This window comes from Paenibacillus sp. TC-CSREp1 (genome assembly GCF_050171015.1).
GTDB lineage: Bacteria > Bacillota > Bacilli > Paenibacillales > Paenibacillaceae > Paenibacillus > Paenibacillus silvae.
Genome location: NZ_JBNOKM010000010.1, coordinates 216,999 through 241,874 on the forward strand (window position 1 = coordinate 216,999; position 24,876 = coordinate 241,874).

The window sequence follows — 24,876 nt, forward strand, 5'->3', positions numbered from 1 at the left end:
TGATGGAGTTTTTATTTATATGCTGAATTCTTTGCAACATATTCTGTGTCTTATGTTGATTTGTAATTTGAATCATATTGCATGGGAACGTTTGTTTGTGTTAATATTTATGACTATAATCGACAAGGTTAAGCGGTAGAGTTTTGCCAGCAACGTAAGCTTCCAGATTTTTGATGAAAATATCAAGAGCACGTTCCGTGTACTGCTCAGTACTTCCTGCGATATGTGGTGTAATTAACACATTGTCCATTGCCCAGAGCGGGTGGTCTGCCGGAAGAGGTTCCTCTTCAAATACGTCCAGGGCTGCAAAAGCGAGCTTCCCGCTGCGAAGAGCACCTAGAAGTGCTTCTGTATCTACGCTGGGGCCGCGACCTACATTGACAAAACAAGCATCCGATTTGAATTGATCAAATGTTTCTTGATTGTAAATGTGATGGGTTTCATCGGTCAGTGGCAAAATATTGATTACGTAATCGCCTTGACGGACAGCCTCATGCAGTCCGGACATATCATACATATGATCTATATTCGGTACATCCTTGCCTGAACGTCGTACGCCAACAGTGTGCATGCCCAGAGCTTTCAGGACTCGTGCTGTCTCGGTACCGATTTCCCCAACGCCGACGATTACTGCAGTTTTGCCATGCAGTTCCGGCAGCGCTTTGGCGGGAGCCTTCCATTCGGCCTGATGCTGATACAGCATAGCTTGTCTCAACCACCGGCTGTGGGATAACATCATGCCCAGAATAATTTCCGTAATAGGAATGGCATGAACGCCATTGGCACTGGTCACCTGAATTTGTTTATGCTGCAGATCCTCTATTGGAAGATGATCAACACCAGCCGACCAGACCTGAATCCATTTCAGTGGATTGTCCTCATTCAGTGCATGTTCACGAATAAGGGAAGACCATCCAAGTATAATCTCTGCATTTTTAAATTCGGCTGGATCGAGGTCCTTGGCTTTGCCGATCTGGATGGTGTACCCTGGTGCGGCTTGCTGTATCCGCTGCTGCTGCTCTTGAGATAATGCTGGAAAACATATGATTTTGCCCATAAGTTGTATTCCTCCTGAGATCAATGGATTCGTCTTTTCAAGTGTATCAGATTAGGTACACGACGTGCACAAAGATAGGAAATGCAGGAATGAAGCCTTATATGCAAATGCCACTCTTTGTGTCAATCTATATTTACCCAGCTTGAAATGCTATGCATATTTATGAAATAATAGAGCGAACTTTAGAGAGGTGTATGGAATGAATACTCAAGCAATTCAGGAACATGCATCCCGGCGGGAGCGTCTGTTTATCGCTGTACGTCTGCCTGAGGATATTCAGCAGTTTCTTCAGATGCAAGTACAGCCCATTCGGAACAAGCTTGATTTTCGCAAATGGACGGACCATAGGGATTATCATATTACATTGCAGTTTTTGGGAGATACATTGATGAGTGATGTAGGTCATCTTCGTGCAGCCCTGCGTAATGTTGCTGCTGAATTTAGCAGGTTTGATCTGCAGCTTGACACATGGGGCACATTTGGCCTGGAACATTCACCCAAGGTTCTATGGAGGGGTGTTAGCGGAGAGGTAGAACGGTTACACCTTCTGCAAGCAACGATTGTTCAGGCGACGAAGGAGCTAGGCTTTGAAGCAGAGCTGAGGCCGTATCGTCCACATGTGACCGTGGCCAGAAAATATGTTGGACACTTGCCTGGAATGGATAATATTGGTGTGACCAACCTCGTTACAGAACCTGTTTCTCATGGGAATTCATGGACTGTGGACGGGTTTGTACTTTATGTGACAAGGCTTGCACAATCGCCAATGTATGAGACACTGGATGCGTTTTCATTTTCCTGAAAAACTTTTTTATGCCATAAACTCACATTGACATTGTGTTTATCCCTATGTAATATTAGCCATCGTTATTCAAATTCTTTTTTTTGGGTTACTTAGATTAGGGAATTGTTTCGACAGGAGGAATCTTCGAATGGATATTATAAGCAAGAATCGTTGGGTAGCACCGATGTTATCTGTGCTGCTTGTATGTATAGTGGGGGTAAATGTCGTTCAAGCGACGGGGAAGTGGAATGAAGCGAGTGATAGCAAACAGATGACGGAGCTTGCAGCTTCGACACATAATAACCTGTCTTTGTCTCCGGAGCAGAGGCGATTGACGGAAGATGGGACAAGTCTATCTGTTCACCCGTCTGCACAATCGGTAAACTGGACTGCTGCGTTGCCAGCCAGAAATTGGCTTGTGTCTGCTCAACATGAGCAGGAACAGAAGCAAGCTGCGGCCAGACAAAAAGCGAAGGCGATCGCTGCCGCAAAAGCTAAAAAAGAAGCTGCCTTGAAACTGGCCAAAATTGAACGTGCCAAAGCGGCTGCTGCTGTTTCAACTCCCCCCCAAAAACTTTACTTTACGCGGACCGAACTTTTGAAGCAGGAAGATGCGAAACTCGCAACCTGGTCTTACAGTGTGTCCGATAAAGAACTGTTTCTGCTGCAGAAAATCGTCATGGCAGAGGCAGAAGGTGAACCGTACGAAGGCAAAGTGGCAGTTGCCAACGTTGTCTTAAACCGGCTGCGGTCAGCCAATTTTCCCGATACTATATACAAGGTCATCTATCAGAAATCCCAGTTCAGTCCTGTTGCGAACGGCCGTTTGAAACGGGTGACGCCGAATGAGGACAGCATCAAAGCGGTGAATGCTGCGTTGAACGGACAGAAGGAAGTCTCTGATAATACGTATTATTTCCTGTCATTGACGCTTGCGGACGATCTGACAGTGGCTCGTACGAAGAAAGAAGTGAAAAGGATCGGTCATCATACTTTCTACAAGTAAAAGGCCTTGAAATTCTGCAAACAGGCAGGGTAGTTAACGTTGTGAGCTTCACATCAGCCCTGAAAATGTTGTAATGCAGTTTTATTTCGTCGTTTTCCGAGTGAATCTTCACATATAATATACCCATTTTTCTGGAAGAATATACGGTAGGATGGGGTTAAATAAAAGGGTTCCCCTTCATCAGTGAAGAGGAACCCTTTTTGTTGTATTTTTATTTTTGTACATAACGTTCATGAGTATATATTATTATTTAAGCTCTCAGACCAATTCTAAGGCCCGTTAGCGGCATTATAGAGGTAGTCTGGTACCGGACAAGGGTCTGGCAGTTATTCCGGCTTTAAACCGCTCTAGAGACGGAGCTGTAACTTCTGTAGTTGCCGGGAACAATAAATCATGAACAGCTTGAGCGCAAAGTGTCGGATCATAGGCAGCAACTTGTTCTGTTTGATCATTTCTACGAGGAGTTGTCGTCCCTTGCTGCTGCTCATCACACATCTTCTGGAAGCAATTTGTAATGACATCGGCAGAGTCAATGATTCGCCCATGCCCGGCTTGTACAAAATATTCACAGTTCTCCTCTTCTTGACCAGGGTGTGGGGGAATAAACAGCATAGGAAGACCTTTAGCCATTGCTTCTGTGCATGTCATGCCGCCCGGCTTCGTGATCAGGACATCCGATACATCCATAAGCTTGCTAACTTCCCGAGTGTACCCCAGAATGCGAATATTCGGATGCTGGAAGCATGGAATTTCCTTCATTCTGTCAATCATCTTCTGATTGCTTCCAAGACAGAATACGAGTTGTACCCGATCTGCCCAAGAGGCAAGAGCTTTCATGTGCTCCTCGTCAAAAGAAAGACCCCAGCCGCCTCCCATAAGCAGGGCAGTCGGCATATTGCGCAGTCCCATTTCTTCTCTCAGCTTGACCTTATCACCATTTTCCCAGAAGTCGGGGTGAACCGGAATACCTGTGATTTGAATTTGCGAGGAAGGAACTCCCCGATCTTCCAGCATGCCCTTAACTTGAGGTGTAGAAACGAGATATCTGTTAACCTCAGGATTAATCCAGGTTCCGTGTACATCATAATCTGTAATTAATGTGTAGAGCGGAATTTTGAGCCCCTGACGTTTAAGCCTGGAGATGACCGCATTGGGAAACGGATGAGTACAGATGACGATATCCGGTCGCAGCTGAGCAATAACCTGAGCTGTTTGAGTATAGAAAATACGGTGCAACGCCAGTTTGGTAAAGCCGTTTAACGATTTGTTGTACTGTGTGCGATACAACAGGCTGACAAGCTTGGGTTGAACCGATAGTGTCTTTCGATATGCAGTAAAGATAAGTGGAGCCACAGTTGGATTCAAAAATTTTCCGAGTTCAATGACACGGCTATGAACATGCGGACTGACTTTTTTGATTCCGTGTGCCAAGGCGTGAGCCGCCTGCGTGTGACCAGTACCGAATCCTTCTGATAATAAGAGCACTCTTGGTTTTCGCATGAGTTCACCTTTATTCATAAGTTTAATTAAATTTGAATTTAAAAATTTGCTATAAGACAAGAATTTTAAAATTTGCAATAAGAAAATTCGTATCGTGAGTTAGCTTGAGACGGCGCTGCAAGGCTTCTATTACATGAATATACGAAAATGTATGGAATCATGTTTCATCCCTGAATATTTACACCATCCTCCACGTTTTGAGACATCAAACTTCATGTATGTGCGGACTGTTTGAGTCATCTTACACTATAGACGACCAAGCTTACAGTTTCCACTGCATTTAGGTTAAAAAAAATTAATACATTTTTTCATTGTTAGGGTTGCAATCTTAATTCGAAGGTGATATTGTAACTTGTGACCGAATGACCGTTTTGTATTTATGGTCAATTCTGCAAGGACGACTGCATCACTCATCATATTCGAGCGATCTACGAGAAGCAAGGAGGAGATACAATGGCTCCGATTGACAGGAGACAACAGGTTATTCATGCAGCGGCTCAGTCGTTTGCTATGTTTGGATACAAAGCAACTACGATGGATCAGGTTGCCAAAATTGCGAATGTAGGCAAAGGCACGATTTATACTTTTTTCACCAATAAAGAGCAGCTGTTTGATCAGATTCTGGTTGAAGTTATCCAGGAGATGAAAAACATTGCACATCGCGAAGTGCACCAGGAGAGCAGTTTTTTCGAAAATCTGTTCCGTGTGCTGGATGCATTGCTGGAATTTCGCCGTGACCATGAGCTGCTGGTTAAGCTATCGCAGGAGTTAAAGGATTTTGGAACGCTGCAGGCCAAAGCAGGACTGGACAAAGTCGAGAAAGTGACTTCCGATTTTCTGGCACGGGAGCTGGAGAAGGCTAGAGAAAGCGGAGAGATCCGGGATTGTGATCCGCAAGTCGTTGCGTTTATGATGATTCGTTTGTATACCGCATTAACCGCAGACTGGAGCAAGCTACATGAACCGCTCAGCAAGGATGAGATCAAAAGTTACTTTCGCCTTTTCCTGATGGAGGGAATAGCAGTCACTGACAAGGCCGGCTGAGATCATTTACGTGTTTTGAATTTACAAGTTTAAGTGACTTGAATCTGGATGATTAAGAGGTTTGTATCAGGATGATTGAAGTAGTTAAAGGTGAAGGACAGTAAAACTTGTCGGAGGGCAAGTTTGTTTTTTGCCCTGAATTGACCGTTTGAGAATGATGGTCATCACGTATTTTGGTGAAAATTCCAGAAAATTTCATTCTGTTTTCATATTAGTTATTCCTGCTGATGAGCAGAGAGGTTAAGGGGAGAAAATGACATGAAATCTTTATCCGTGTTTTTCAAGGATGTGGGATCGGCCGTGAGAAACCCGAAGGTGTTGATCCCTGTAATTGCTATTTTATTTATACCGATCCTGTACAGCGGCATTTATCTGGCTGCCTATTGGGACCCGTACGGTCATGTGGATAAACTTCCGGTAGCCGTAGTGAATCTTGATAAAGGTGCCGAGCTCGAAGGGAAATCACTCCATGTAGGGAACGACCTTATTGATGAATTGAAGAAAAATGATGATTTCAAATGGGAATTTGTCAGTGCTGCCAAAGCCAAGGAAGGGATGCAAACCGACAAGTATTACATGCAGATCACCATTCCAGAAAATTTCTCGTCAAAAGCAACAACATTGCTTGATGATAAACCTGCACCGGCAGAGCTGATCTATGAGCCCAATGGCAATTACAACTTTGTTGGTGCACAGATCGGAAAAACGGCTATCAAGGATTTGAAATCCAAGGTTTCAGCCAAAGTGACTGAATCGTATGCAGAGACGCTGCTCGACAAGTTCTCGGAGGTATCCGACGGCTTGGCAGAAGCTGGCGACGGTGCAGGGGAGTTGAAGAGCGGGGCAGTCAAGCTGGATGACGGAGCTGTGAAGCTGAAGGACAATCTGGAGAAACTTGCCTCCGGGACATTGAAGCTTCAGGATGGTTTGTCTCCATTAAGTAACGGTGTAAATGCACTGCATAATGGGGCGTCCAAGCTGGAGAGCGGCACAACAAGTCTGGTTTCAGGCTTGCAGCAGCTGCAGCAGGCGGCTACAAGTCAGCTTCAAAGCGGTGCTGACCAGTTGAAAACGGGCAGTGATAAACTGGCCGCAGGCCTTCAATCTTCACTCGATGGCACAAACAAGCTTCAGGCCGGTCTGCAATCGTCCGAACAAGGCAGTGCGAAGCTGTCCGACGGGCTGCAAACGGCAGTGCAGGGCAGCGGAACGCTGGCAACAGGACTGCAATCTGCTGTAGACGGCAGCAGCAAGGTAGCCGATGGCGCGCAAAGCGTCGCTGCCGGATTGAAGCAGCTTGCAGAAAGCAACCCTGAACTGGCCGCAAGTGCGGATGTTCAGAAGCTGATTGCTGCAAGTCAGGCTGTTGCTGATGGCAGTGCACAGCTGCATGAGAGCGAGCAGAAGCTGGCACAAGGTGCTGATCAGCTCCATCAAGGAAATCAGCAGCTGGCTGCTGGCGCGACTGAGCTGCACGGAGGTCAGCAGCAGCTGCTGGCTGGTGCGAACCAGCTCGTCGATGGACAGAAGCAACTCCTAGCTGGTGCCGGGCAGCTAAGTCAGGGAGGAGCTCAGCTCTCCGATGGCTTGAAACAGTTCAGCGGCAAGCTGGGTGAAGCCGCAACAGGCGGTTCGCAGCTGGCTGCTGGCGCGAAGCAGCTTGGCTCGGGTACAACAGCTTTACAAACAGGTGTAGGTAAACTCAGCGGCGGCGTTTCCTCGTTAGCCGACGGTTCCAAACAGCTTGGAGATGGAGCAGGTAAACTGGCCAATGGTCTTTCGGATCTGAAGGACGGCTCCGGAGAGCTGGCAACCAAGCTGAATGACGCAGCCAAGAAAACATCCGAAGTGAAGAAAACGGATGATGTGGTGAACATGTTTGCGGAACCAGTTAATTCTTCCGAGAACAAAGCGGAAAGCGTGAGCAACTACGGAACAGGTATGACACCGTTCTTCCTGTCCATCGGCTTGTTCGTGGGATCGCTGATTTCCACCATCGTTCTGAAAATGCGTGAAACGTCAGTACCAGGTGTTTCGGGCTGGAATCGTTTTGTCAGTCGTACGCTTGTGTTTGGTTCGGTGAGCATATTCCAGTCCGTTATCGTTGCAAGCTTCATGCTGTACGGGCTTGGACTGGAGACACACAGTACAGGAATGTTTTATCTGTTTACGATTATAACGGGTCTGACCTTCATGCTGATCGTTCAGGCGCTGGTTACTTGGCTTGATCTGCCAGGACGTTATGTGATCATCTTGCTGCTGGTATTCCAGCTTGCAGCGAGTGCGGGTACCTTCCCGGTAGAGCTGATTCCATCATGGCTGCAGTCGATCAGTCAGTGGCTGCCGATGACTCACAGCATTGTTGGCCTCAGAGCCGTTGTATCGAGCGGCAACTTTGATGTGATGTGGCATCAAGCAGGTATACTCAGCATTTATGCTGGTGTATCTATTGTTCTGACACTGGCATACTTCCTCTGGAGCGGCAGACGTCCCAAGAAAGAAGCTGACGTGACAGAAGCTGGTCAAGCTGCAACAGTTTAATAAGAAAAGACACAGTGATCCGGACAACTTTTGCAAAAAAAAGTTAAAAGGCATGTATCGAAATTATGCAATATAGTAGTCAAATAGTGCAAATAGCCTGCAGCTCAAAAATGAGCTGCAGGCTATTTTGTATACAAATGTATGAAAACGGAATGCTTTGTTGTAAGCTTGGATATGAAAATTGCGAAAATCTGGTCAAACGCAGGCTGTATATGGAACGATTTTCTTTTATCAGTAATTAAAATCAGTTGTACTCTGTCTTAAAATGTGTATAATTATTCGAAAAAGAGATGTTTTTAAACGTCATCACACTAAAGCTGTACTGCAAAGCATTTCTTATCGGAGGTATTAAAAAGTTTAAATTGCGCTGATGTTAGGTCGGTGTTAAAATAATAGAACTATATCAAAAAACGTCGCCTTATGATCCGTAATCAAACGTTGCTTTACAACAAGCAAACAAAACCGTCGCTTCATAATACGTAATCAAAACGTTGCTTCATACGTAATCAAAAAAACGTTTCTTCATCACACGTAGTCGTACCAACGGCTGCATGTTGTTGTATAGATGCTGTTACGGGAAGACCCGGCGGCAGCGCTCCTTCGCAATAATCGCGGTCATCGCCGCAATATCAGGTAATGAACAGACAGCCTGGGCTGTCACCTCTTCATCCAGCAGGCAGGCTTATCGCAAGCGGAATGCCGGCTCCCCCCGTTTTATTGTTGCCTGTTGCTAATGTTCTTGATCTTTCCGAAATACTTCATTATAGAAAGGTTGCGTTCCATGAGACACATCGGATTACCTCCAAAGCAGGGTCTATATGACCCGCAGTTCGAAAAAGATGCATGCGGAATGGGCTTTGTTGCCCACATCAAAGGAGTACCTTCACACGATATCGTTAGTCAGGCACTGACCATGCTCAGTAATATGGAGCACCGTGGTGGACAGGGTAGTGAACCGAATTCCGGTGACGGAGCAGGTATCCTTATTCAGATTCCACATCGTTATTTTGTACAGGAAGCGGTACGTCTTGGTTTTGAATTGCCTGAACAAGGCTTTTACGGCGTAGGCATGCTGTTCCTGTCTCATGATCCGGTGGTTCGTGCAGCGCATGAAGAGAGCTTGAAGAAGATTATTGCGGATGAAGGACAGACCTTCCTCGGCTTCCGTGATGTACCGACATATGATGAGATGCTGGGCCGTTCTGCGCTGGCTGCGAAGCCATATGTTCGTCAGGTGTTTATTGGAAGATCGGCTGATGTGAAGGATGAGCTGGCTTTCGAGCGCAAGCTTTATGTGATTCGCAGACGTGCTGAACTGGCTATTCGTTATTCGGCAGATGAGGCGGAAGGTGAGTCCTTCTACCTGCCAAGCTTGTCCTGTCGTAAAGTCGTTTACAAGGGCATGCTGACAACTGAGCAGGTAGGCAAGTTCTATCTGGATTTGCAGGAAGAGCTGGTGGAATCGGCGATTGCACTTGTTCACTCCCGTTTTAGTACGAACACCTTCCCGAGCTGGGAACGTGCCCACCCGTATCGTTTCATGATTCATAACGGTGAGATCAATACGATGCGTGGTAACGTAAACTGGATGCATGCGCGTCAGTCTCTGTTCGAAAGTGAACTGTTCGGCGAAGATATTGCGAAAGTAAAACCGGTTATTAATCCGGATGGTTCGGATACAGCGATGTTTGACAACACGCTGGAGTTCCTGTATCTGAGCGGACGTTCTCTGCCACACGTGGCAATGATGATGGTTCCTGAGCCATGGAGCACAGATGAAAATATGGACCCTGCCAAAAAGGCATTTTATGAATATCACAGCACAATGATGGAGCCATGGGACGGTCCGGCTGCGATGGCCTTTACTGATGGTTTGCAGATCGGAGCTACGCTTGACCGTAATGGCTTGCGTCCGGCCCGTTATTATGTAACGAAGGATGACCGAATCATCCTGTCTTCCGAGGTGGGTGTTCTGGATATTGCACCGGAAGACATTCTGTATAAAGATCGTCTGCGTCCAGGACGTATGCTGCTGGTGGACACACAGGAAGGTCGTATCATCTCTGATGAGGAAGTCAAAGCGATTATTGCTGCCGAGAACCCTTATCAGGAATGGTTGGATGAGCATTTGATGGACCTGAGTGAGCTGCCGGAAGCACCGGAGCTGCCAGATCCAAAACATGATAATGTAACACAGCTGCAGCTGGCTTATGGCTATACATTTGAAGAACTGCGTAAAGTGCTTGAGCCGATGGCATCCACAGGTATGGAAGCTACAGGTTCCATGGGTTATGATGCACCGCTGGCTGTTCTGTCGGATCGTCCGCAGCGTCTGTATAACTATTTTAAACAGATGTTTGCACAGGTAACCAACCCGCCGATCGATGCGATCCGCGAAGAGATCGTTACATCGACAGCGACAACCATTGGCCCTGAGCGCAACCTGCTGAATCCTGAGCCGGAGAGCTGCCGCCAGATTCGTCTGGATACACCGGTATTGTCTAATGAAGATTTTGCGAAAATTCGCCATGTTCGTCGTCCGGGCTTCCGCTCCATGACGATTCCGATCTTCTTCACGGCTGCGGAAGGCGCGGAAGGTTTGCGTAAAGCGATGGACCTGCTCTTTGAAGCGGCAGACCGGGTTATCGACAAAGGACATAACATTCTGATCCTGTCTGACCGCGGTGTAGATGCCGAAAATGCAGCAATCCCGGCTTTGCTGGCTGTTGCAGGGCTGCATCACCACCTGATTCGTCAGGGAACGAGAACCAAAGTCAGCATCTTGCTGGAATCCGCAGAGCCGCGTGATATTCACCACTACGCGCTGCTTCTGGGTTATGGTGTAAGTGCAGTTAACCCTTATCTGGCATTTGAGACGCTGGATGACATGATTCAGCAGGGCTTGCTGCGCGGCATCTCCCACGAGAAAGCTGTTAAAAACTATATTAAAGCCGCAACCAAAGGCGTTATTAAAATATTGTCCAAAATGGGAATCTCGACGATTCAATCGTATCGCGGGGCTCAAATCTTCGAAGCCGTTGGTCTGAAATCCGACTTCGTAGATCGTTACTTCACATGGACACCTTCCCGTATCGGGGGAATTGGTCTGGAGGAAGTAGCCGCAGAAGCATTGACACATCACAATCGTGCCTTTACAGACAAGGACGGCAATGACAAAGTGCTGGATTCCGGCGGTGAATACCAATGGCGTAATGATGGGGAAGAGCATTTGTTCAATCCGCAAACGATCCACACGCTGCAGCATGCTGTACGTACTGGCGATTACAAGCTGTACAAAAAGTACTCCAAGCTGGTACAGGGTGAGAATGATCAGCTGCTGACGATTCGTTCCATGCTGAAGCTGAAGCCGGTTGGACCATCCATTCCGCTGGAGGAAGTAGAGTCTGTAGAGAATATCATGCGTCGTTTCAAGACGGGAGCCATGTCCTTTGGTTCGATCAGTAAAGAGGCACATGAAGATCTCGCTATCGCCATGAACCGTGTGGGTGGTAAATCCAACACAGGTGAAGGCGGAGAGGACCCTGCTCGTTTCGTAAAAGACAGCAACGGTGATTCCCGTCGCAGTGCAATCAAACAGGTTGCATCGGGACGGTTCGGAGTAACATCCAATTATCTGGTGAATGCAGATGAAATTCAGATTAAAATGGCACAAGGTGCTAAACCGGGTGAAGGCGGACAGCTTCCAGGCCGTAAAGTGTACCCTTGGGTAGCTGAAGTTCGCGGCTCTACACCAGGTGTAGGTTTGATCTCTCCGCCGCCGCATCACGATATCTATTCGATCGAGGACTTGGCTGAGCTGATCTATGACTTGAAAAATGCCAACCCGCGTGCTGAAATTAACGTGAAGCTGGTATCCGAAGTCGGAGTAGGTACGATTGCTGCGGGTGTAGCTAAAGGCCGTGCAGATATTATCCTGGTTAGCGGTTATGATGGAGGTACAGGAGCTTCTCCACAAGGTTCCATCCGTCACGCCGGTATGCCGTGGGAGCTGGGTCTTGCTGAAACACATCAAACACTGATGCTGAACAATCTGCGTGATCGTGTCGTACTGGAGACGGACGGCAAAATGCTGAATGGACGCGATCTGGCGATTGCTGCTTTGCTTGGTGCGGAAGAGTATGGTTTCTCCACTGCTCCACTCGTTGCACTTGGTTGTATCATGATGCGTGTCTGCCAAATGGATACTTGTCCAGTTGGTGTGGCAACACAAAATCCGGAACTGCGTAAAAACTACATGGGAGACCCTGAACATGTTGTGAACTTTATGCGTTTCGTCGCTGAAGATATGCGTGAGATTATGGCAGAGCTTGGTTTCCGTACAATTCAAGAGATGGTTGGACGTACAGACTGTCTGGAAGCAGTAGAAGCAGTAGACCACTGGAAGAAAAAAGGTGTGGATCTGTCTGTATTGCTGCACGTGCCTGAGATGCCGGAAGGCTCTGCACGTTACCGCACACAGCATCAGAACCATCAGTTGGAAGAGACGCTTGATATGCAGCAGCTCGTACCACTTGCACAGCCTGCAATCGAATCGGGTCAGCCTGTTGAGGCGGTTTTACCTATCACAAACGTGAATCGTGCTGTAGGTACAATTCTGGGCAGTGAGATTACACGCAAATATGGTCTTGCTGGCCTGCCAGAAGATACCGTTAAATTCAAATTTGTTGGCTCAGCCGGACAAAGCTTTGGTGCTTTCGTACCAAAAGGCATAACACTCACCGTTGAAGGCGACTCTAATGACTATGTGGGTAAAGGCTTGTCAGGAGGCAAACTGATCGTTATGCCTTCGCCAAAAGCGACGTTTGAAGCGGAGAATAACATTATTATCGGTAACACTGCCCTTTATGGAGCAACGAGCGGTGAAGCATACATCCGCGGTATTGCTGGTGAACGTTTTGCCGTACGTAACTCGGGTGCCAAAGTGGTCGTTGAAGGTGTGGGCGATCACGGTTGTGAATACATGACCGGTGGACGCGTGGTAGTACTCGGTGATACAGGCCGTAACTTTGCAGCAGGCATGTCGGGTGGTATCGCTTATGTGTATGATCCACAAGGCACATTCCTGCAGCGCTGCAACTTGGAAATGGTTCTTCTGGAGCGTATTGAGGATGCTTCCGAAAGTGCGGATCTGCGCGGCATGATTCAACGTCACGTAGCACTTACGGGAAGTACAGCAGGTCAGCGTATTCTGGATACGTGGCAGGATTCCCTGAATCAGTTCGTACGTGTCATTCCAAAAGACTTCAAACGTATGACTGAACAGATCGAGCGTGTGCAAGCGACAGGTCTGACAGGTGAAGCTGCTCTGCTCGCCGCATTTGAAGCCAACATGCGTGAGCTTGCACGTACCGGAGGTTAATGAATTTTTCTTTTCTATATAAAAGTGTATAAAAGATAAAAAAACAAAAAGGAGCCTTACAGCCGCTAAACTGGCGCTGCAAGGCTCCTTTTTGCTTTCGACAAAATTAGAACCCGCTCCAAAAACGCTCTCGCCATGAGACGACAACATCAAGGAACGTTCTCAAGTATAATTAGGCTTAGTTTTGGAGTGAAGAGAAAGTATAAGATAAGAGAGGTTAGCGGAATGAAGATGAAGCATCCAAATATGGGCGATCCTAAGCCGGCAGGTACACCAGTCGAAGCCACCAAGATCGACATCATGAAAATTTTACTGCAATGCGGAATCGACCCGGAGCGTTTGAACCATTTCGTTTCCTCCAACATCAAGCGTTCTTGACCCAGTACACATTTGTGAATGGAGGGAATTCAAGATACACAAAAAGACCCAGGTACCGGAGTTTGAAGCGCTCGGAAGCTGGGTTTTCTTTTCGGGTGTGAGGATGAATTAATCCATACTGCGTTCCATTCGAACAAAAGCGATAAAACGGCGCGCTTCTTCCTCGGTTAAAGGTTTGCCATCAATCATCAGATCAAAGCGTTCAAGCACTTCCTTATCTGACAATTCAAGTGCATCCACGAAATCCCGCACATCCTCATCCATGACCATGTCACTTTGCTTGGTACGTCCAATCAAATAATCAATGGACACGTCAAAAATGTCAGCAAGCCTTGTTAACACCTCGAAATCCGGTTTGCGCCGGTTTTTCTCATAGTGGGAGAGGGCCGCTCTGGTAATATGAATGGAGCTCGCAAGTTCTTCTTGAGTAAGTCCCCGCTGTTCTCTTAATTCAGCAATGCGATTTCCGTAGCTCATAAGCTATTTCCCCCTGAACGCCATCATATATATAGAAACCATCCTGAGCCAAGTTTTTGATCAGGGCAAGCTTTCCTGCAAATGTACTACGCCTCATTCGTCTCATATACTTCATTTGTAAATAGGTCTGTCTAAGGACATCTCATATTGTCGTAAATCAAAAGAACCATGTCCAAATACTGCTTGACATGATACGTATTGTATCGTAAATTGAACGTATAGAGTTACAAAATGTATCATTTGAATATTTCAAGTATTTCCATATTGCCCGTCTACTATACCTGTGAGAAGGAATAGGGCAAACATGAACATGAATTGATTCTAAAGGAATGAAACCATGCACTCAAAAATTGTCCAGGAATGGGCCGATTTAGAACCCAATGTCCATATGTACATTCAGGAGTTCCATGGGAGAAGAGTAGACCGCAAAAGACGTCCTGTCCTGTTACTGGGTATGGACATACACGCGATTACCTTTCTTAGTGACCTGAACTTGCCCGTAGTATCAGAAATGGTCATAGGTTTGGATGTAGAAGACAGCCATGTATGCGTCAGACTTCCTGCAAAGCTTCAATGGAAACAGCCCTTCGGAGAGCTCAACATGTATCATTCGAACCTGCATATTCAGAAAGAACAGACACTATATATAACTGGACAGTTAAACCGAATGCTTGCTGAAGTAGAATTTGAGGCGGTTTCACGGATTGCTTATGAGAAAGCTGCAAACCCTTCTCCTCCGTTTAAACCATATCACTACATTGATTTTACCATATAGGATAAAGTTCAATCTGAACAAATTCTGAACAAGCATGTACTTAACGCCATTTTACTATATTTCATAGCGTTATGCATTAGTTCTTTAACACCAAAAGAATTTGCGCAATGAATAACAGGGCGGGGAGGAGCATACATTGAGGAAGTTTGGATATGGTTGAAATGCACTGCCACATTTTATCCGGTCTGGATGATGGTCCTGTTCAAATGGGGCAGTCCGTTGCGATGGCTGAGAAGGCGGCAGCCTCAGGAATTACCTCCATTATTGCAACTCCGCATCACCTGAACGGATATTACCACAATGAACCAATGGTAGTGAATCAGGCTGTTCAACGGTTACGTGCCGAACTGAGCAAACGAAATATCCGTTTGCAGATTGCTCCGGGTCAGGAGATCAGGGTGCACGACAGGCTGATTGAAGACTTGTATGCAGGGAAATGCTGCACACTTGCCGGTAGCCGTTACATGTTGCTGGAACTGCCCTTTGGTCATATTCCTCCAAACTTGTCTAATATTCTGGATGAACTCACTATCTCTGGAATAGTTCCGATTTTTGCTCATCCAGAAAGAAATCGTGTATTCCTCCGCAAACCGAAGTTGTTATCAGATTTTTTGAGGCAAGGTGTATTATGCCAGCTTACCTCCCAATCATTCACTGGGCTTTTCGGGCGAAAAGTTCAGAAGTGGTGTTCTCATTTTTGCAAAGAAAACGGATTTCATTTCATTTCATCAGACGCTCATGATATTCAGCTAAGATCATTTGCTTTAAGTGAAGCCTATAGTCTTATTGAAAAAAAGTTTGATTGCAATGTCGTTCAAATCCTACAGAATAATGCAGAATCTTTATGGTGCAATCTAACCATTGAATGTCACAAGTGGCCAAATCGAAAACGAATTTGGTTTTTGAGAGTCTAGCCGGCATTCAAAACGGATTAAAAGTAGAGTCGAATGGAGGAAATAATGTGGAACTGAAGGAGTACATGAGAATTTTACGCAAAAGAGTTTGGATTATCGTCGCTTTTGTTCTAGTTGCATGTATCGGTGCAGGAGTGAAAAGTTATTTTTTTACAATACCCGTATATGAAGCTAATGCCAAATTAATCGTGAATCAGGTATACAGTACAAATGGTGTGCCAAACCTTGATATTTCTTCAATTCAAACAAATATAAAGGTGATCAGCTCCTATATGGAGATCATCAAATCTTCGGCTATCCTCGATAAAGTGGTTGCTACATACCCCGATCTTGGTTTGACCGCCAATCAATTGGGACAGAACATTCGGGTATCCACTGCGAATGAGTCCCAAGTGATGAGTTTGACCGCTACAGGAATATCGTCCGAGAAAGCGGCGAAAACAGTAAATGCCGTGGCAAAGATATTCCAATCCCAAATCCCCGTCATCATGAAAGTCGATAATGTGACGATTCTTAGTGAAGCTAAACCCACTGAACTTTCCACACCGATCAATGTTAAACCAATGCTGAACATCCTAATCAGCTTCTTCGTTGGATTACTGCTTGCCATAGGATTTGTATTTTTATTGGAATACCTGGATGATACTTTGAAAACCGAAGATGAACTGGAAAAGGAACTAGGCATTCCGGCTCTTGCAGTTATTTCGAAAATTAGAAAAGAAGAGGCTCGTATTTCTAAACAAACCTCGACACCTCAAAAGAAAGTAGGTGACGGGCAGTATGTCGCGGCAAACCAATGATAAAGGAACCCTCGTTACTGTGGCTAATCCTCAGTCTATCTCATCGGAGGCGTATAGAAAATTAAGAACAAATATACAATTCTCTTCCATTGATAGTCAAATTAGAACGATAATGATCGCTTCTGCTGTGTCGGGTGAAGGTAAAACGACAACGATCGGAAATTTGGCAGTAGCGTACGCGCAAGAAGGCAAGAAGGTATTGCTCATGGATACCGATTTGCGCAAACCAGCGTTGCATCGAATGTTTAACGTGCCGAATCATATCGGATTAACGAGCGTGTTATCAAGTCAATATCAGGTAACCGAAGTGCTGAGGGAGACTGTTGTTGAAGGTTTGCATGTGCTGACCTCCGGTCCGATTCCGCCAAATCCTTCAGAGATGATCGGCTCACGTAAAATGCTTGCACTGCTCGAGGATCTGAAGGAAGAATACGATGTCATTCTATTTGACACTCCACCTGTATTGGCCGTAACAGATGCGTTAATTATCAGTTCGCTATGCGATGGCGTCATTCTCGTTGTCAGCGCAGGCAAGGTCAAAAAGGATCTCGTAAAAAAAGCAAAGGGCTATTTGGAACATGTGAACGCACGCATCTTGGGAGCGGCATTGAACAATGTCCAACACTCCAAGAGACGTTATGGTGAGGATGCTTAAAAGCTAGTTCACTGTGAATACAATGCGGCGCTGCAATCCATTTTCAAAGGTCATGTCTACTATACCTCTATCAAGGTAGGCACTCGGTCACACTGTGGGTAGTGTACCTTAGACGTTGATCGTCAAGGGTGTGATGTGAGGCAGGGTTAAATGCCCATGAAACAATGTTTTTTTATCTTATGTTGTTTTGAAATCGAATTTTATAAAAAATAATAGAAGATAGGGTGGTATTTATGAGTAGAGTTAGGAAAGCAATCATTCCTGCGGCGGGTTTGGGAACCCGATTTTTGCCTGCCACAAAGGCGATGCCCAAAGAAATGCTCCCTATCGTAGATAAGCCGACGATTCAATACATTGTAGAGGAGGCCATCGCTTCAGGTATTGAGGATATTATCATTGTGACGGGAAAAGGAAAACGTGCAATTGAGGATCATTTTGACAGTGCATTTGAGTTGGAGCAGAATCTGCTTGAAAAAGGAAAACTCTCCTTGCTGGAAGAAGTCAAAAAATCATCCAACGTGGACATTCATTACATAAGACAAAAGGAACCGTTGGGTCTGGGGCATGCCGTTTGGTGCGCGCGGAACTTTATAGGCAACGAGCCTTTTGCCGTGCTGCTTGGTGATGACATCGTTGTTTCAGAGGTCCCTTGCACCCGGCAGTTGATTCAACAGTATGAGAAGGTTCAACATTCGGTCCTGGGTGTGAAAACGGTAAGCCCGAGCGAGACTTACAGGTACGGGATCATTGATCCTCTGTGCACGGAAGGACGATTGTCTTCGGTCAATAGTATGGTAGAAAAACCGCTGTTGGGTTCCGCGCCGTCCAATTTGGCGATTATGGGGCGGTATATTTTGACTCCAGACGTATTTAAGTATCTGGAGGCACAACATGTTGGGGCCGGTGGAGAAATTCAACTGACGGATGCATTGCAGAAATTGAACAATGACGAAGGATTATATGCCTATGATTTTGAAGGAACACGTTATGATGTGGGAGAAAAGCTGGGTTACATTCTAACAACCCTCGACTTCGCGTTGAATAATGCCGAGCTTCGGGCTTCCGTGCTGACCTCTATTGAAGAGATTTTAATGAGAGAACAGGCAAACGATCAGCTTTTGGTCGCGGGAGGTGATAATCTGTGAATTTATCAGGAACGGAATATGTTGTAAATCGTGAAACTGCGGCCCAAGAGGGGAAGGCAACTGTTCTGGGCCAGACTTATTCACGGCGGTTCGGAGGATATGCTGGTTTCTGGAAACCTTTGATCGATGTTATGGTAGCTGGGCTGTTGTTACTTGTGGTTTCACCCGTGATGATTCTTTTATCTATATTGATTAAGCTTGATTCGAAGGGTTCTGTTGTTTTCCGACAGGATCGCTATGGGAAAAATGGAGTCAAGTTCAGAATTTATAAATTCAGAACGATGTATATGGATGTATCGAAATATAGTGTTTCTCCTACGAGCAGTCTGGACCCAAGGATTACAAGAGTTGGCCGATTTCTTCGAAAAACTAGTTTGGATGAATTACCGCAACTGTTGAATATTCTCAAAGGAGAAATGAGCTTTATCGGCCCGAGACCAGAGCTGAAAACGATCGTTGAGCAGCACTATACCGAATTGGAACGCAGACGTTTTGTTGTAAAACCGGGAATCACTGGCTTGTGGCAAGTCAGCGAAGCACGTAAAGAGCCGATCCACCACAACTTGCAATATGATTTTTACTATATTTCAAATATGTCCTTACGCATGGATATTAAAGTTATAATTCAAACAGTACGTGTCATGATTAAAAGCAATACAGTTTGAGTTGTTAAATTGGAGGGTGATTGGATTGAAACATATTGTTGTTACGGGGGCAGCGGGATTTCTGGGCTCACATCTTGTCAAATCTCTAATCAGGCAAGGTCATCGGGTAACCGGATTGGATAATCTCTCCACCGGCATGATTTCCAATTTGCAAGAGGTGGCGGAAAGCCCCCTCTTTTCTTTTTTTGAAGTCGATGTTACGGTCCCTGATTCATTGAATTCTTTGAATCAAGAGCCTGTGGAGGAGATCTATCATCTTGCTTCACCCGCCTCGCCAAAATTCTACCAAGCCAGTTCTATGGAGACGATCTGGGTCAATACGCAGGGAACCTATCATATGCTGGAGCTTGCTCGAGTTAAAGGAGCGAGATTCCTCTACTCCAGCACAAGCGAAGCGTATGGTGATCCAGAGGTTCACCCACAGCCCGAGAGTTATTGCGGTTACGTGAATACATGGGGACCGAGAGCTTGCTACGATGAATCCAAGCGTTTGGGAGAAGTGCTGTGTTACGAATACTATACGAAATTTCAGGTAGCTGTGAGGGTTGCCCGCATTTTTAATACGTATTCTGCAGGCCTGCGCAATGATGATGGCAGGGTGATCTCGAATTTTGTGACCCAGGCGCTCACTGGCCAGGATATTACCATATATGGTGATGGTTCTCAGACCCGTTCCTTCTGCTACGTAGACGACAATATTGAAGGACTGCAAAAATTGATGGCGTCTGATCGGGCAGAGGGGGAAATCATTAACATAGGCAATCCATCCGAGTACAGCGTGCTTGAAGTGGCTCACTTGATCAAACGGCTTACACAGTCAGAAAGCCAGATCGTATATATGCCGTTGCCCCAAGATGATCCGAAAGTCAGAAGACCGGTAATTGACAAAGCTAAGGAATTGCTGGATTGGGAACCGAAAATCGGTCTGGAAGAGGGGCTTGGACGTATGGTTCAACATTATCGTTCCATGCTGCTCGGGGCAATCTGATCCCATGGCCAAAATAATGATTGCCCATAGCTTGTACCCACCCGACATCATTGGAGGGGCGGAGGTTTCTACTCAAATTCTGGCTCAAACGTTAAACCGTCAATATGAAGTGCAGGTTATGACGGTTGGTGGACATAATGACAGTCAGGTCCGGACCGACATCGTAAATGGAATCAACGTGCTTCGTTTGCCTTATAACAATCGGTATTGGATTGGGGATACCGGTAAAAATTCATCTGTTCCAAGTAAAATCGTGTGGCGGATTCGGGATATTTTCAATATAAGACAGTATCAGCACATCAAGAAGCATCTTGTCGAGCATAAGCCCGATCTGGTGCATACGCATAACCTTGCTGGACTAAGTCTGGCTATGTGGAGAGCTGCTCACGAATTGAACATTCCTGTAGTGCACACACTTCATGATTTTGCCCTTATCGATCCCATAAAGATAGCCACATATTCAAAAATGTACAGATTAATCTCCAGAAGATTCAGCCGCATGGCCGCATCGGTAATCGGTGTTTCCTCTCACATACTTGGCACGCATACTTCACTAGGACTATTTGAGAACTCCACGAAACATGTCATATACAACATCGTAGATAACAATCAACGTGCCATGGAACTGTATAGACAGAAAAAGGTTAATACAAGCGGTCCAATGCTTGTGGGATATTTTGGGCAACTCACTGACGTGAAGGGTGTACACTATCTGATTAATGCAGTTAAGGCGCTTGGCCCTGACATTGTCGAAAAACTTTATATCTTTGGCGACGGTCCGTTGTTGAAATCATTAAAAGAGTGTGCGTCACCGGATCATCGTATTGAATTCAAAGGGAAACTAACCAAAGCAGACGTAATGAAACAAATGGCAGCGATGGATCTTGTTATTGTTCCTTCTACGTGGAATGAACCCTTTGGATTAGTCGTAATAGAAGCCTATCAAGTGGGTACGCCGGTGTATGCCTCACGGGTTGGAGGTATGGCGGAGATATTGCTAAATTCGGATGAATACTCGTTCCAGCCCCATAGCTCAGAGGATATAACTCGATCGATTTTACACTACTTCAATATGAGTGAACGGGAAAAAGTGGAGTTAAAGGAGCGCTGCCATCAATACAGCCAAACTTTTAATGAAGATTATCAACTCCGAAAACATGTGGATGTATACGATAGGCTCATCGGATGTGGAGGTTAAGATGCAGACGATCTCTATGAATGCAGGCACACCTGTATATATCACTTCGTATATCGAATCGAAGCGTTCGGCATACCAAGTCATGTTTTACGTGTTGCTAGTGTATTTGTCATTTTATGGGTTGGTATCTGTCTACGTGGATAATATTGTGTTTCGCTCACTAAAGGATGTTGGAATGCTTCTTTTAGCTGTTGTGGGTATAAGCAAACTGTATCACAGTCAACATAGCTTCATCGTTCTTTTTCTTTTTCTGTTTGGCTCGGTATTATTCATTGGTTCCATGAATCTGTTCCTTGGTGGAAGCATAGTTTCGTGGGTTTATGGAGTGAAGGTTACTTTTTTGCCTATGCTAATGTTATTCACTGGAATGTATATCGCTAGAAAGAAGGCAATCTATGCATTTGCCAGAACAAATCTAATTATTTTGTTCCTGTTGATTGCAGGCTGGCTGATTCAATATTATCTAGGGATTGATAAACTTATATCGTTAGGTTTCGTTTATGGCGTAAACATCAAGCATTATCTGGAAGGCGTACCACGTCTGAATTCTATCACCGTTTCTCCAGATAGTTATGCTTATGCTCTGTTGATAACGGGACTGATTGCTGAAAAAGTTCGAATGGCAGAGAAATATCGTTTATATCAAATATTTATCCAATTGCTGGTCTTTAGCTTCTTGTTATTATCCACGATACGATCTGCTTTGGTATTCTGGATCGTCTATCAGATTGTGACATTTATTCTCCGTGTTCGCAAATACAACCATAATAATATGCTACTGCTGTCAGGTGTGTTCCTGTTGCTGCCGGGGATCGTCGTGTTTGGATTTCGTTTAATGGAAACCTATAATCTGCTTTCAGTAAATTCTATGTTGGTGAGATTCCAGAGCTGGGGATCTTATTTGACATCCCCATTCTCAATGAATGGCATGATCGGAAACGGGATTGGTGCGGTAGGCGCAGCCAGCCGCCGAACGCATATGCTTGGTTTAGAATCCCGTGATTACCCGGTAGACAACCAGTACTTTTCATTCTATGAGCAGACTGGCTGGATCGGTATTCTTTATCTCCTTGTCTTGTTCGTGTGGATGGTGGCATGCCTTAACAAACGGATGACAAGTCTTCCCGCAACCGATGCTATGAAATTGCCTCAAACGGCGATTGGACTGCTAATGGGTGTAGCTGCAGCAAGTTTTACTACAAATGTACTTGAGTTGTTTCCTGGCAATGTCTCAATATGGCTGGTTGTTGGCATGGCACTGTATCAAGAGAGGGGAATAGACGAAATTCCAATACAAGGCAGGTGAGGGGATTTATGAAGGTTTTGCATATAGGAGAATACGTTGTTGGGGGTGTAGCGACCTATCTGAATGAACTAGCGGCGTATCAAAGTCAGTTTTTCGATGTGTATCTGATGATGAGCGACTACAATTCAGCCTCTGATTTTGACGTGGAACCGGATCACATTCTGCGTTACAAGTATAGACGTCATCCCAAATATTTTTTGCCAGCCATGAATAATATTCGTAAGGCAATTCAGCGGATCCAACCGGATATTATTCATATTCACAGCTCTTTTGCGGGAATGCTTGCAAGGAGCTTGTTTTTTGTTTTTCCCAAAAAAGCCAGTGTTTTTTACTGTTCGCACGGGTGGTCTTTTTTAATGGATACCAAACCTGTGCTCCAAAAGTCATATTATATGATTGAAAAAATGTTGGAGTTCAAGACGGACTTCATTATTAATATTTCAAAATACGAATTGGAACGATCTGTGCGTTTAGGGATGTCATCTGCCAAATCCAGATTCGTATACAGCGGTTTACGAGAAAGGAATCGAAGTTCTCCATCAACACCCAACGTTCCGGTTCTTTTCGATCACATAAAAGGCGACAATGTAATCCAGCTGTTATTTGTTGGCCGATATGATCGGCAAAAGGGATTGGATGTACTTCTGGATGTATTCGCGAAATATCCGGATCTTCAGGATCTGATCCAACTGTATGTGATCGGAGATAGCGTACTGGAAAGAAATGAGTGGACATTTCCAGATAATGTTGTACGCCTAGGGTGGGTAGACAATAATTCAATTGACCGTTATTACGAGCAATGCGATGCCGTCATCATGCCGTCCAGATGGGAAGGGCTTCCTTTGGTTGCGCTCGAAGCAATGAAGAATCGAAAAGCGGTCATATCCAGTAATCGCGCCTCCTTGCCTGAACTGGTATCACATGAAGTTAATGGATATATTTTTGATCTGGATCAGCCTGAAGAATTGGTACGTATTTTAAGGAGACTGGATAAACGAACGTTGACTGACATGGGAGAAATAGGTCGCAGTATATTTGTAGAAAAGTTTAGTGCTGATCGAATGAATGAAGAATTTGTTAGCTTGTATTATGAAGCACGCAATATGAGTGTAACGCTCCAACATGCCAACCTAACCTCACGTTCTGAAAATTTTGAATAGGAATGGAGAGCCACATTACCATGAATACGATATACATTAATGCCCGCTTTCTGACTCAGACTGTTACGGGAGTGCAGCGATATGCTATAGAACTTATAAAAGAAATTGACAAGCTTATTGATTGCGGGGAAGTTGATGGAACAAATTACTCATTTTGTCTTCTTTCTCCAGCCAATGTAGTCACTCAACTGGAATTAAAGCATATTCGTCATCGGAGCGTCGGGAAACTCAAGGGCCACGCATGGGAACAGCTTGAACTTCCGTTCTATTCGAAAGGAGGCCTGTTAATTAACCTGTGCAACACAGGTCCGGCGTTTAAACGAAATCAGGTGGTCACGATCCATGATGCATCTGTATTCAGTTACCCTAATGCATTTTCATTTGCTTTTCGCTCATGGTACCAGTTTTTGACTGTTCGTTTGGGGAAAATCTCTAAACGGGTCATCACTGTATCCAACTTCTCTAAGGGAGAACTGATTCAACATTGTAAAATTGCTGCACAAAAAGTATCTGTTACGCATTTGGGCATTGATCACATTCATGAAAGACAGGCCGCTCATGGCACGCTTGAAAAGTATGGAATCGAATCACCATATGTCTTGGCTGTCAGTACGATGAACCCTTATAAAAATTTCAAGCTGATATTTGAGATTTTACCTGAAGTGCAGGCACAGAACCTGAATGTGGTGATTGTTGGCTCCCAAAACAGCAAAGTGTTCAGTAGTCATATTCAAAATGAATCGGAAGCTGTTCAATGGGTGGGTTATGTGTCGGATGAGGAACTCAAGGCACTTTACGAAAATGCAGCAGGTTTCATTTTCCCGTCGTTGTATGAAGGCTTTGGATTACCTCCGCTCGAAGCGATGGCATTGGGGTGTCCAGTAATCGTTTCCTCGAGGGGATCCATTCCTGAAGTTTGTGGAGAGGCCGGTTTATATTTCGATCCCCATCATCCTCAAGAAGCAGCTTCGCGATTAGTAGAAATTGCATCAAATCCTGATTTAGTTCAACAATTGTCCACAAAGGGCAAGGAGCACTCTTCCTTCTTTTCTTGGAACAAATGTGCCAAAGATACGATTAACATTATTATGAATGCAGTATAA

20 protein-coding genes are annotated in these 24,876 nt (G+C 45.2%); 17 read left to right on the top strand and 3 right to left on the bottom strand.

Features of this window, described 5'->3' with window-relative positions; all coding sequences use genetic code 11:
* Positions 1-100: 100 nt before the first annotated feature.
* Positions 101-1,057, bottom strand: coding sequence for a D-2-hydroxyacid dehydrogenase (locus ACQSGY_RS17165; RefSeq protein WP_427052762.1), 957 nt, complete (start codon positions 1,055-1,057; stop codon positions 101-103).
* Between the two features lie 199 nt (positions 1,058-1,256).
* Here ACQSGY_RS17165 and thpR point away from each other — a divergent pair, with 199 nt between their 5' ends.
* Together thpR and ACQSGY_RS17175 are read left to right on the top strand one after the other, a co-directional pair.
* Entirely contained in the window at positions 1,257-1,859 is a 603-nt protein-coding gene (gene thpR / locus ACQSGY_RS17170) for an RNA 2',3'-cyclic phosphodiesterase (RefSeq protein ID WP_427052763.1), read from the top strand.
* A 130-nt stretch (positions 1,860-1,989) separates the two neighbouring features.
* The gene (locus tag ACQSGY_RS17175; RefSeq protein WP_427052764.1) at positions 1,990-2,847 is read left to right on the top strand and encodes a cell wall hydrolase; all 858 of its coding nucleotides are present in this window, start codon (positions 1,990-1,992) and stop codon (positions 2,845-2,847) included.
* 288 nt (positions 2,848-3,135) lie between these two features.
* On the opposite strand, the gene ACQSGY_RS17180 is transcribed toward ACQSGY_RS17175, so the two are convergent.
* A complete protein-coding gene (locus ACQSGY_RS17180) occupies positions 3,136-4,347 on the bottom strand; it encodes an MGDG synthase family glycosyltransferase (RefSeq protein ID WP_427052765.1) in 1,212 nt (403 codons plus the stop codon).
* A gap of 453 nt (positions 4,348-4,800) precedes the next feature.
* On the opposite strand from ACQSGY_RS17180, the gene ACQSGY_RS17185 reads away from it, so the two are divergent.
* From ACQSGY_RS17185 to ACQSGY_RS17200, 4 genes are all read left to right on the top strand, one after another.
* On the top strand, positions 4,801-5,391 hold the full coding sequence (locus tag ACQSGY_RS17185; RefSeq protein ID WP_184189847.1) for a TetR/AcrR family transcriptional regulator: 591 nt from the start codon (positions 4,801-4,803) through the stop codon (positions 5,389-5,391).
* Between the two features lie 258 nt (positions 5,392-5,649).
* Positions 5,650-7,932: a YhgE/Pip family protein gene (locus tag ACQSGY_RS17190; protein WP_427052766.1), complete on the top strand. Its 2,283-nt coding sequence runs from the start codon at positions 5,650-5,652 to the stop codon at positions 7,930-7,932.
* A 781-nt stretch (positions 7,933-8,713) separates the two neighbouring features.
* A complete protein-coding gene (gene gltB / locus ACQSGY_RS17195; RefSeq protein ID WP_427052767.1) occupies positions 8,714-13,312 on the top strand; it encodes a glutamate synthase large subunit in 4,599 nt (1,532 codons plus the stop codon).
* 231 nt (positions 13,313-13,543) lie between these two features.
* Positions 13,544-13,690: a hypothetical protein gene (locus ACQSGY_RS17200; RefSeq protein WP_248170913.1), complete on the top strand. Its 147-nt coding sequence runs from the start codon at positions 13,544-13,546 to the stop codon at positions 13,688-13,690.
* A gap of 108 nt (positions 13,691-13,798) precedes the next feature.
* Here the strand turns inward: ACQSGY_RS17200 and ACQSGY_RS17205 are convergent, their stop codons facing one another.
* Complete coding sequence (locus ACQSGY_RS17205; RefSeq protein ID WP_110897135.1) at positions 13,799-14,167, bottom strand: helix-turn-helix domain-containing protein; 369 nt, start codon at positions 14,165-14,167, stop codon at positions 13,799-13,801.
* Positions 14,168-14,504: 337 nt separating this feature from the next.
* Between ACQSGY_RS17205 and ACQSGY_RS17210 the strand changes: the two genes are divergently transcribed.
* The 11 genes from ACQSGY_RS17210 to ACQSGY_RS17260 all read left to right on the top strand — a co-directional run bounded on the left by ACQSGY_RS17210 (position 14,505) and on the right by ACQSGY_RS17260 (position 24,876).
* Positions 14,505-14,942 (top strand): hypothetical protein, encoded by a 438-nt coding sequence (locus ACQSGY_RS17210; protein WP_216516164.1) that lies wholly within the window; start codon positions 14,505-14,507, stop codon positions 14,940-14,942.
* Between the two features lie 152 nt (positions 14,943-15,094).
* Positions 15,095-15,856, top strand: coding sequence for a tyrosine-protein phosphatase (locus ACQSGY_RS17215; protein ID WP_427052768.1), 762 nt, complete (start codon positions 15,095-15,097; stop codon positions 15,854-15,856).
* Positions 15,817-16,656 carry a YveK family protein gene (locus ACQSGY_RS17220; RefSeq protein WP_427052769.1) on the top strand — a complete coding sequence of 280 codons (840 nt, stop codon included), beginning with the start codon at positions 15,817-15,819 and terminating at the stop codon, positions 16,654-16,656. The genes ACQSGY_RS17215 and ACQSGY_RS17220 overlap by 40 nt, the downstream gene beginning before the upstream one ends.
* Entirely contained in the window at positions 16,637-17,311 is a 675-nt protein-coding gene (locus ACQSGY_RS17225; protein WP_427179348.1) for a CpsD/CapB family tyrosine-protein kinase, read from the top strand. The genes ACQSGY_RS17220 and ACQSGY_RS17225 overlap by 20 nt, the downstream gene beginning before the upstream one ends.
* A 233-nt stretch (positions 17,312-17,544) precedes the next feature.
* Entirely contained in the window at positions 17,545-18,456 is a 912-nt protein-coding gene (galU, locus tag ACQSGY_RS17230) for a UTP--glucose-1-phosphate uridylyltransferase GalU (protein WP_427179349.1), read from the top strand.
* Entirely contained in the window at positions 18,453-19,121 is a 669-nt protein-coding gene (locus tag ACQSGY_RS17235) for a sugar transferase (RefSeq protein WP_427179351.1), read from the top strand. Before galU ends, ACQSGY_RS17235 begins: the two co-directional genes overlap by 4 nt.
* A 25-nt stretch (positions 19,122-19,146) precedes the next feature.
* A complete protein-coding gene (locus ACQSGY_RS17240; RefSeq protein ID WP_427179352.1) occupies positions 19,147-20,109 on the top strand; it encodes an NAD-dependent epimerase/dehydratase family protein in 963 nt (320 codons plus the stop codon).
* Positions 20,110-20,113: 4 nt separating this feature from the next.
* The gene (locus ACQSGY_RS17245; RefSeq protein WP_427179354.1) at positions 20,114-21,307 is read left to right on the top strand and encodes a glycosyltransferase family 4 protein; all 1,194 of its coding nucleotides are present in this window, start codon (positions 20,114-20,116) and stop codon (positions 21,305-21,307) included.
* Between the two features lie 136 nt (positions 21,308-21,443).
* On the top strand, positions 21,444-22,613 hold the full coding sequence (locus tag ACQSGY_RS17250; protein WP_427179356.1) for a hypothetical protein: 1,170 nt from the start codon (positions 21,444-21,446) through the stop codon (positions 22,611-22,613).
* A gap of 8 nt (positions 22,614-22,621) precedes the next feature.
* Positions 22,622-23,773 carry a glycosyltransferase gene (locus ACQSGY_RS17255; RefSeq protein WP_427179357.1) on the top strand — a complete coding sequence of 384 codons (1,152 nt, stop codon included), beginning with the start codon at positions 22,622-22,624 and terminating at the stop codon, positions 23,771-23,773.
* Between the two features lie 20 nt (positions 23,774-23,793).
* Positions 23,794-24,876, top strand: coding sequence for a glycosyltransferase family 4 protein (locus ACQSGY_RS17260; RefSeq protein WP_427179359.1), 1,083 nt, complete (start codon positions 23,794-23,796; stop codon positions 24,874-24,876).

Coding starts and splice junctions, on each gene's coding strand:
- ACQSGY_RS17255 (WP_427179357.1), top strand. CDS start 22,622: ATGAAGGTTTTGCATATAGGAGAATACGTTGTTGGGGGTGTAGCGACC.
- ACQSGY_RS17215 (WP_427052768.1), top strand. CDS start 15,095: ATGGTTGAAATGCACTGCCACATTTTATCCGGTCTGGATGATGGTCCT.
- ACQSGY_RS17225 (WP_427179348.1), top strand. CDS start 16,637: ATGTCGCGGCAAACCAATGATAAAGGAACCCTCGTTACTGTGGCTAAT.
- thpR (WP_427052763.1), top strand. CDS start 1,257: ATGAATACTCAAGCAATTCAGGAACATGCATCCCGGCGGGAGCGTCTG.
- ACQSGY_RS17210 (WP_216516164.1), top strand. CDS start 14,505: ATGCACTCAAAAATTGTCCAGGAATGGGCCGATTTAGAACCCAATGTC.
- ACQSGY_RS17260 (WP_427179359.1), top strand. CDS start 23,794: ATGAATACGATATACATTAATGCCCGCTTTCTGACTCAGACTGTTACG.
- ACQSGY_RS17200 (WP_248170913.1), top strand. CDS start 13,544: ATGAAGCATCCAAATATGGGCGATCCTAAGCCGGCAGGTACACCAGTC.
- ACQSGY_RS17190 (WP_427052766.1), top strand. CDS start 5,650: ATGAAATCTTTATCCGTGTTTTTCAAGGATGTGGGATCGGCCGTGAGA.
- ACQSGY_RS17185 (WP_184189847.1), top strand. CDS start 4,801: ATGGCTCCGATTGACAGGAGACAACAGGTTATTCATGCAGCGGCTCAG.
- ACQSGY_RS17165 (WP_427052762.1), bottom strand. CDS start 1,057: ATGGGCAAAATCATATGTTTTCCAGCATTATCTCAAGAGCAGCAGCAG.
- ACQSGY_RS17180 (WP_427052765.1), bottom strand. CDS start 4,347: ATGCGAAAACCAAGAGTGCTCTTATTATCAGAAGGATTCGGTACTGGT.
- galU (WP_427179349.1), top strand. CDS start 17,545: ATGAGTAGAGTTAGGAAAGCAATCATTCCTGCGGCGGGTTTGGGAACC.
- ACQSGY_RS17175 (WP_427052764.1), top strand. CDS start 1,990: ATGGATATTATAAGCAAGAATCGTTGGGTAGCACCGATGTTATCTGTG.
- ACQSGY_RS17245 (WP_427179354.1), top strand. CDS start 20,114: ATGGCCAAAATAATGATTGCCCATAGCTTGTACCCACCCGACATCATT.
- ACQSGY_RS17205 (WP_110897135.1), bottom strand. CDS start 14,167: ATGAGCTACGGAAATCGCATTGCTGAATTAAGAGAACAGCGGGGACTT.
- gltB (WP_427052767.1), top strand. CDS start 8,714: ATGAGACACATCGGATTACCTCCAAAGCAGGGTCTATATGACCCGCAG.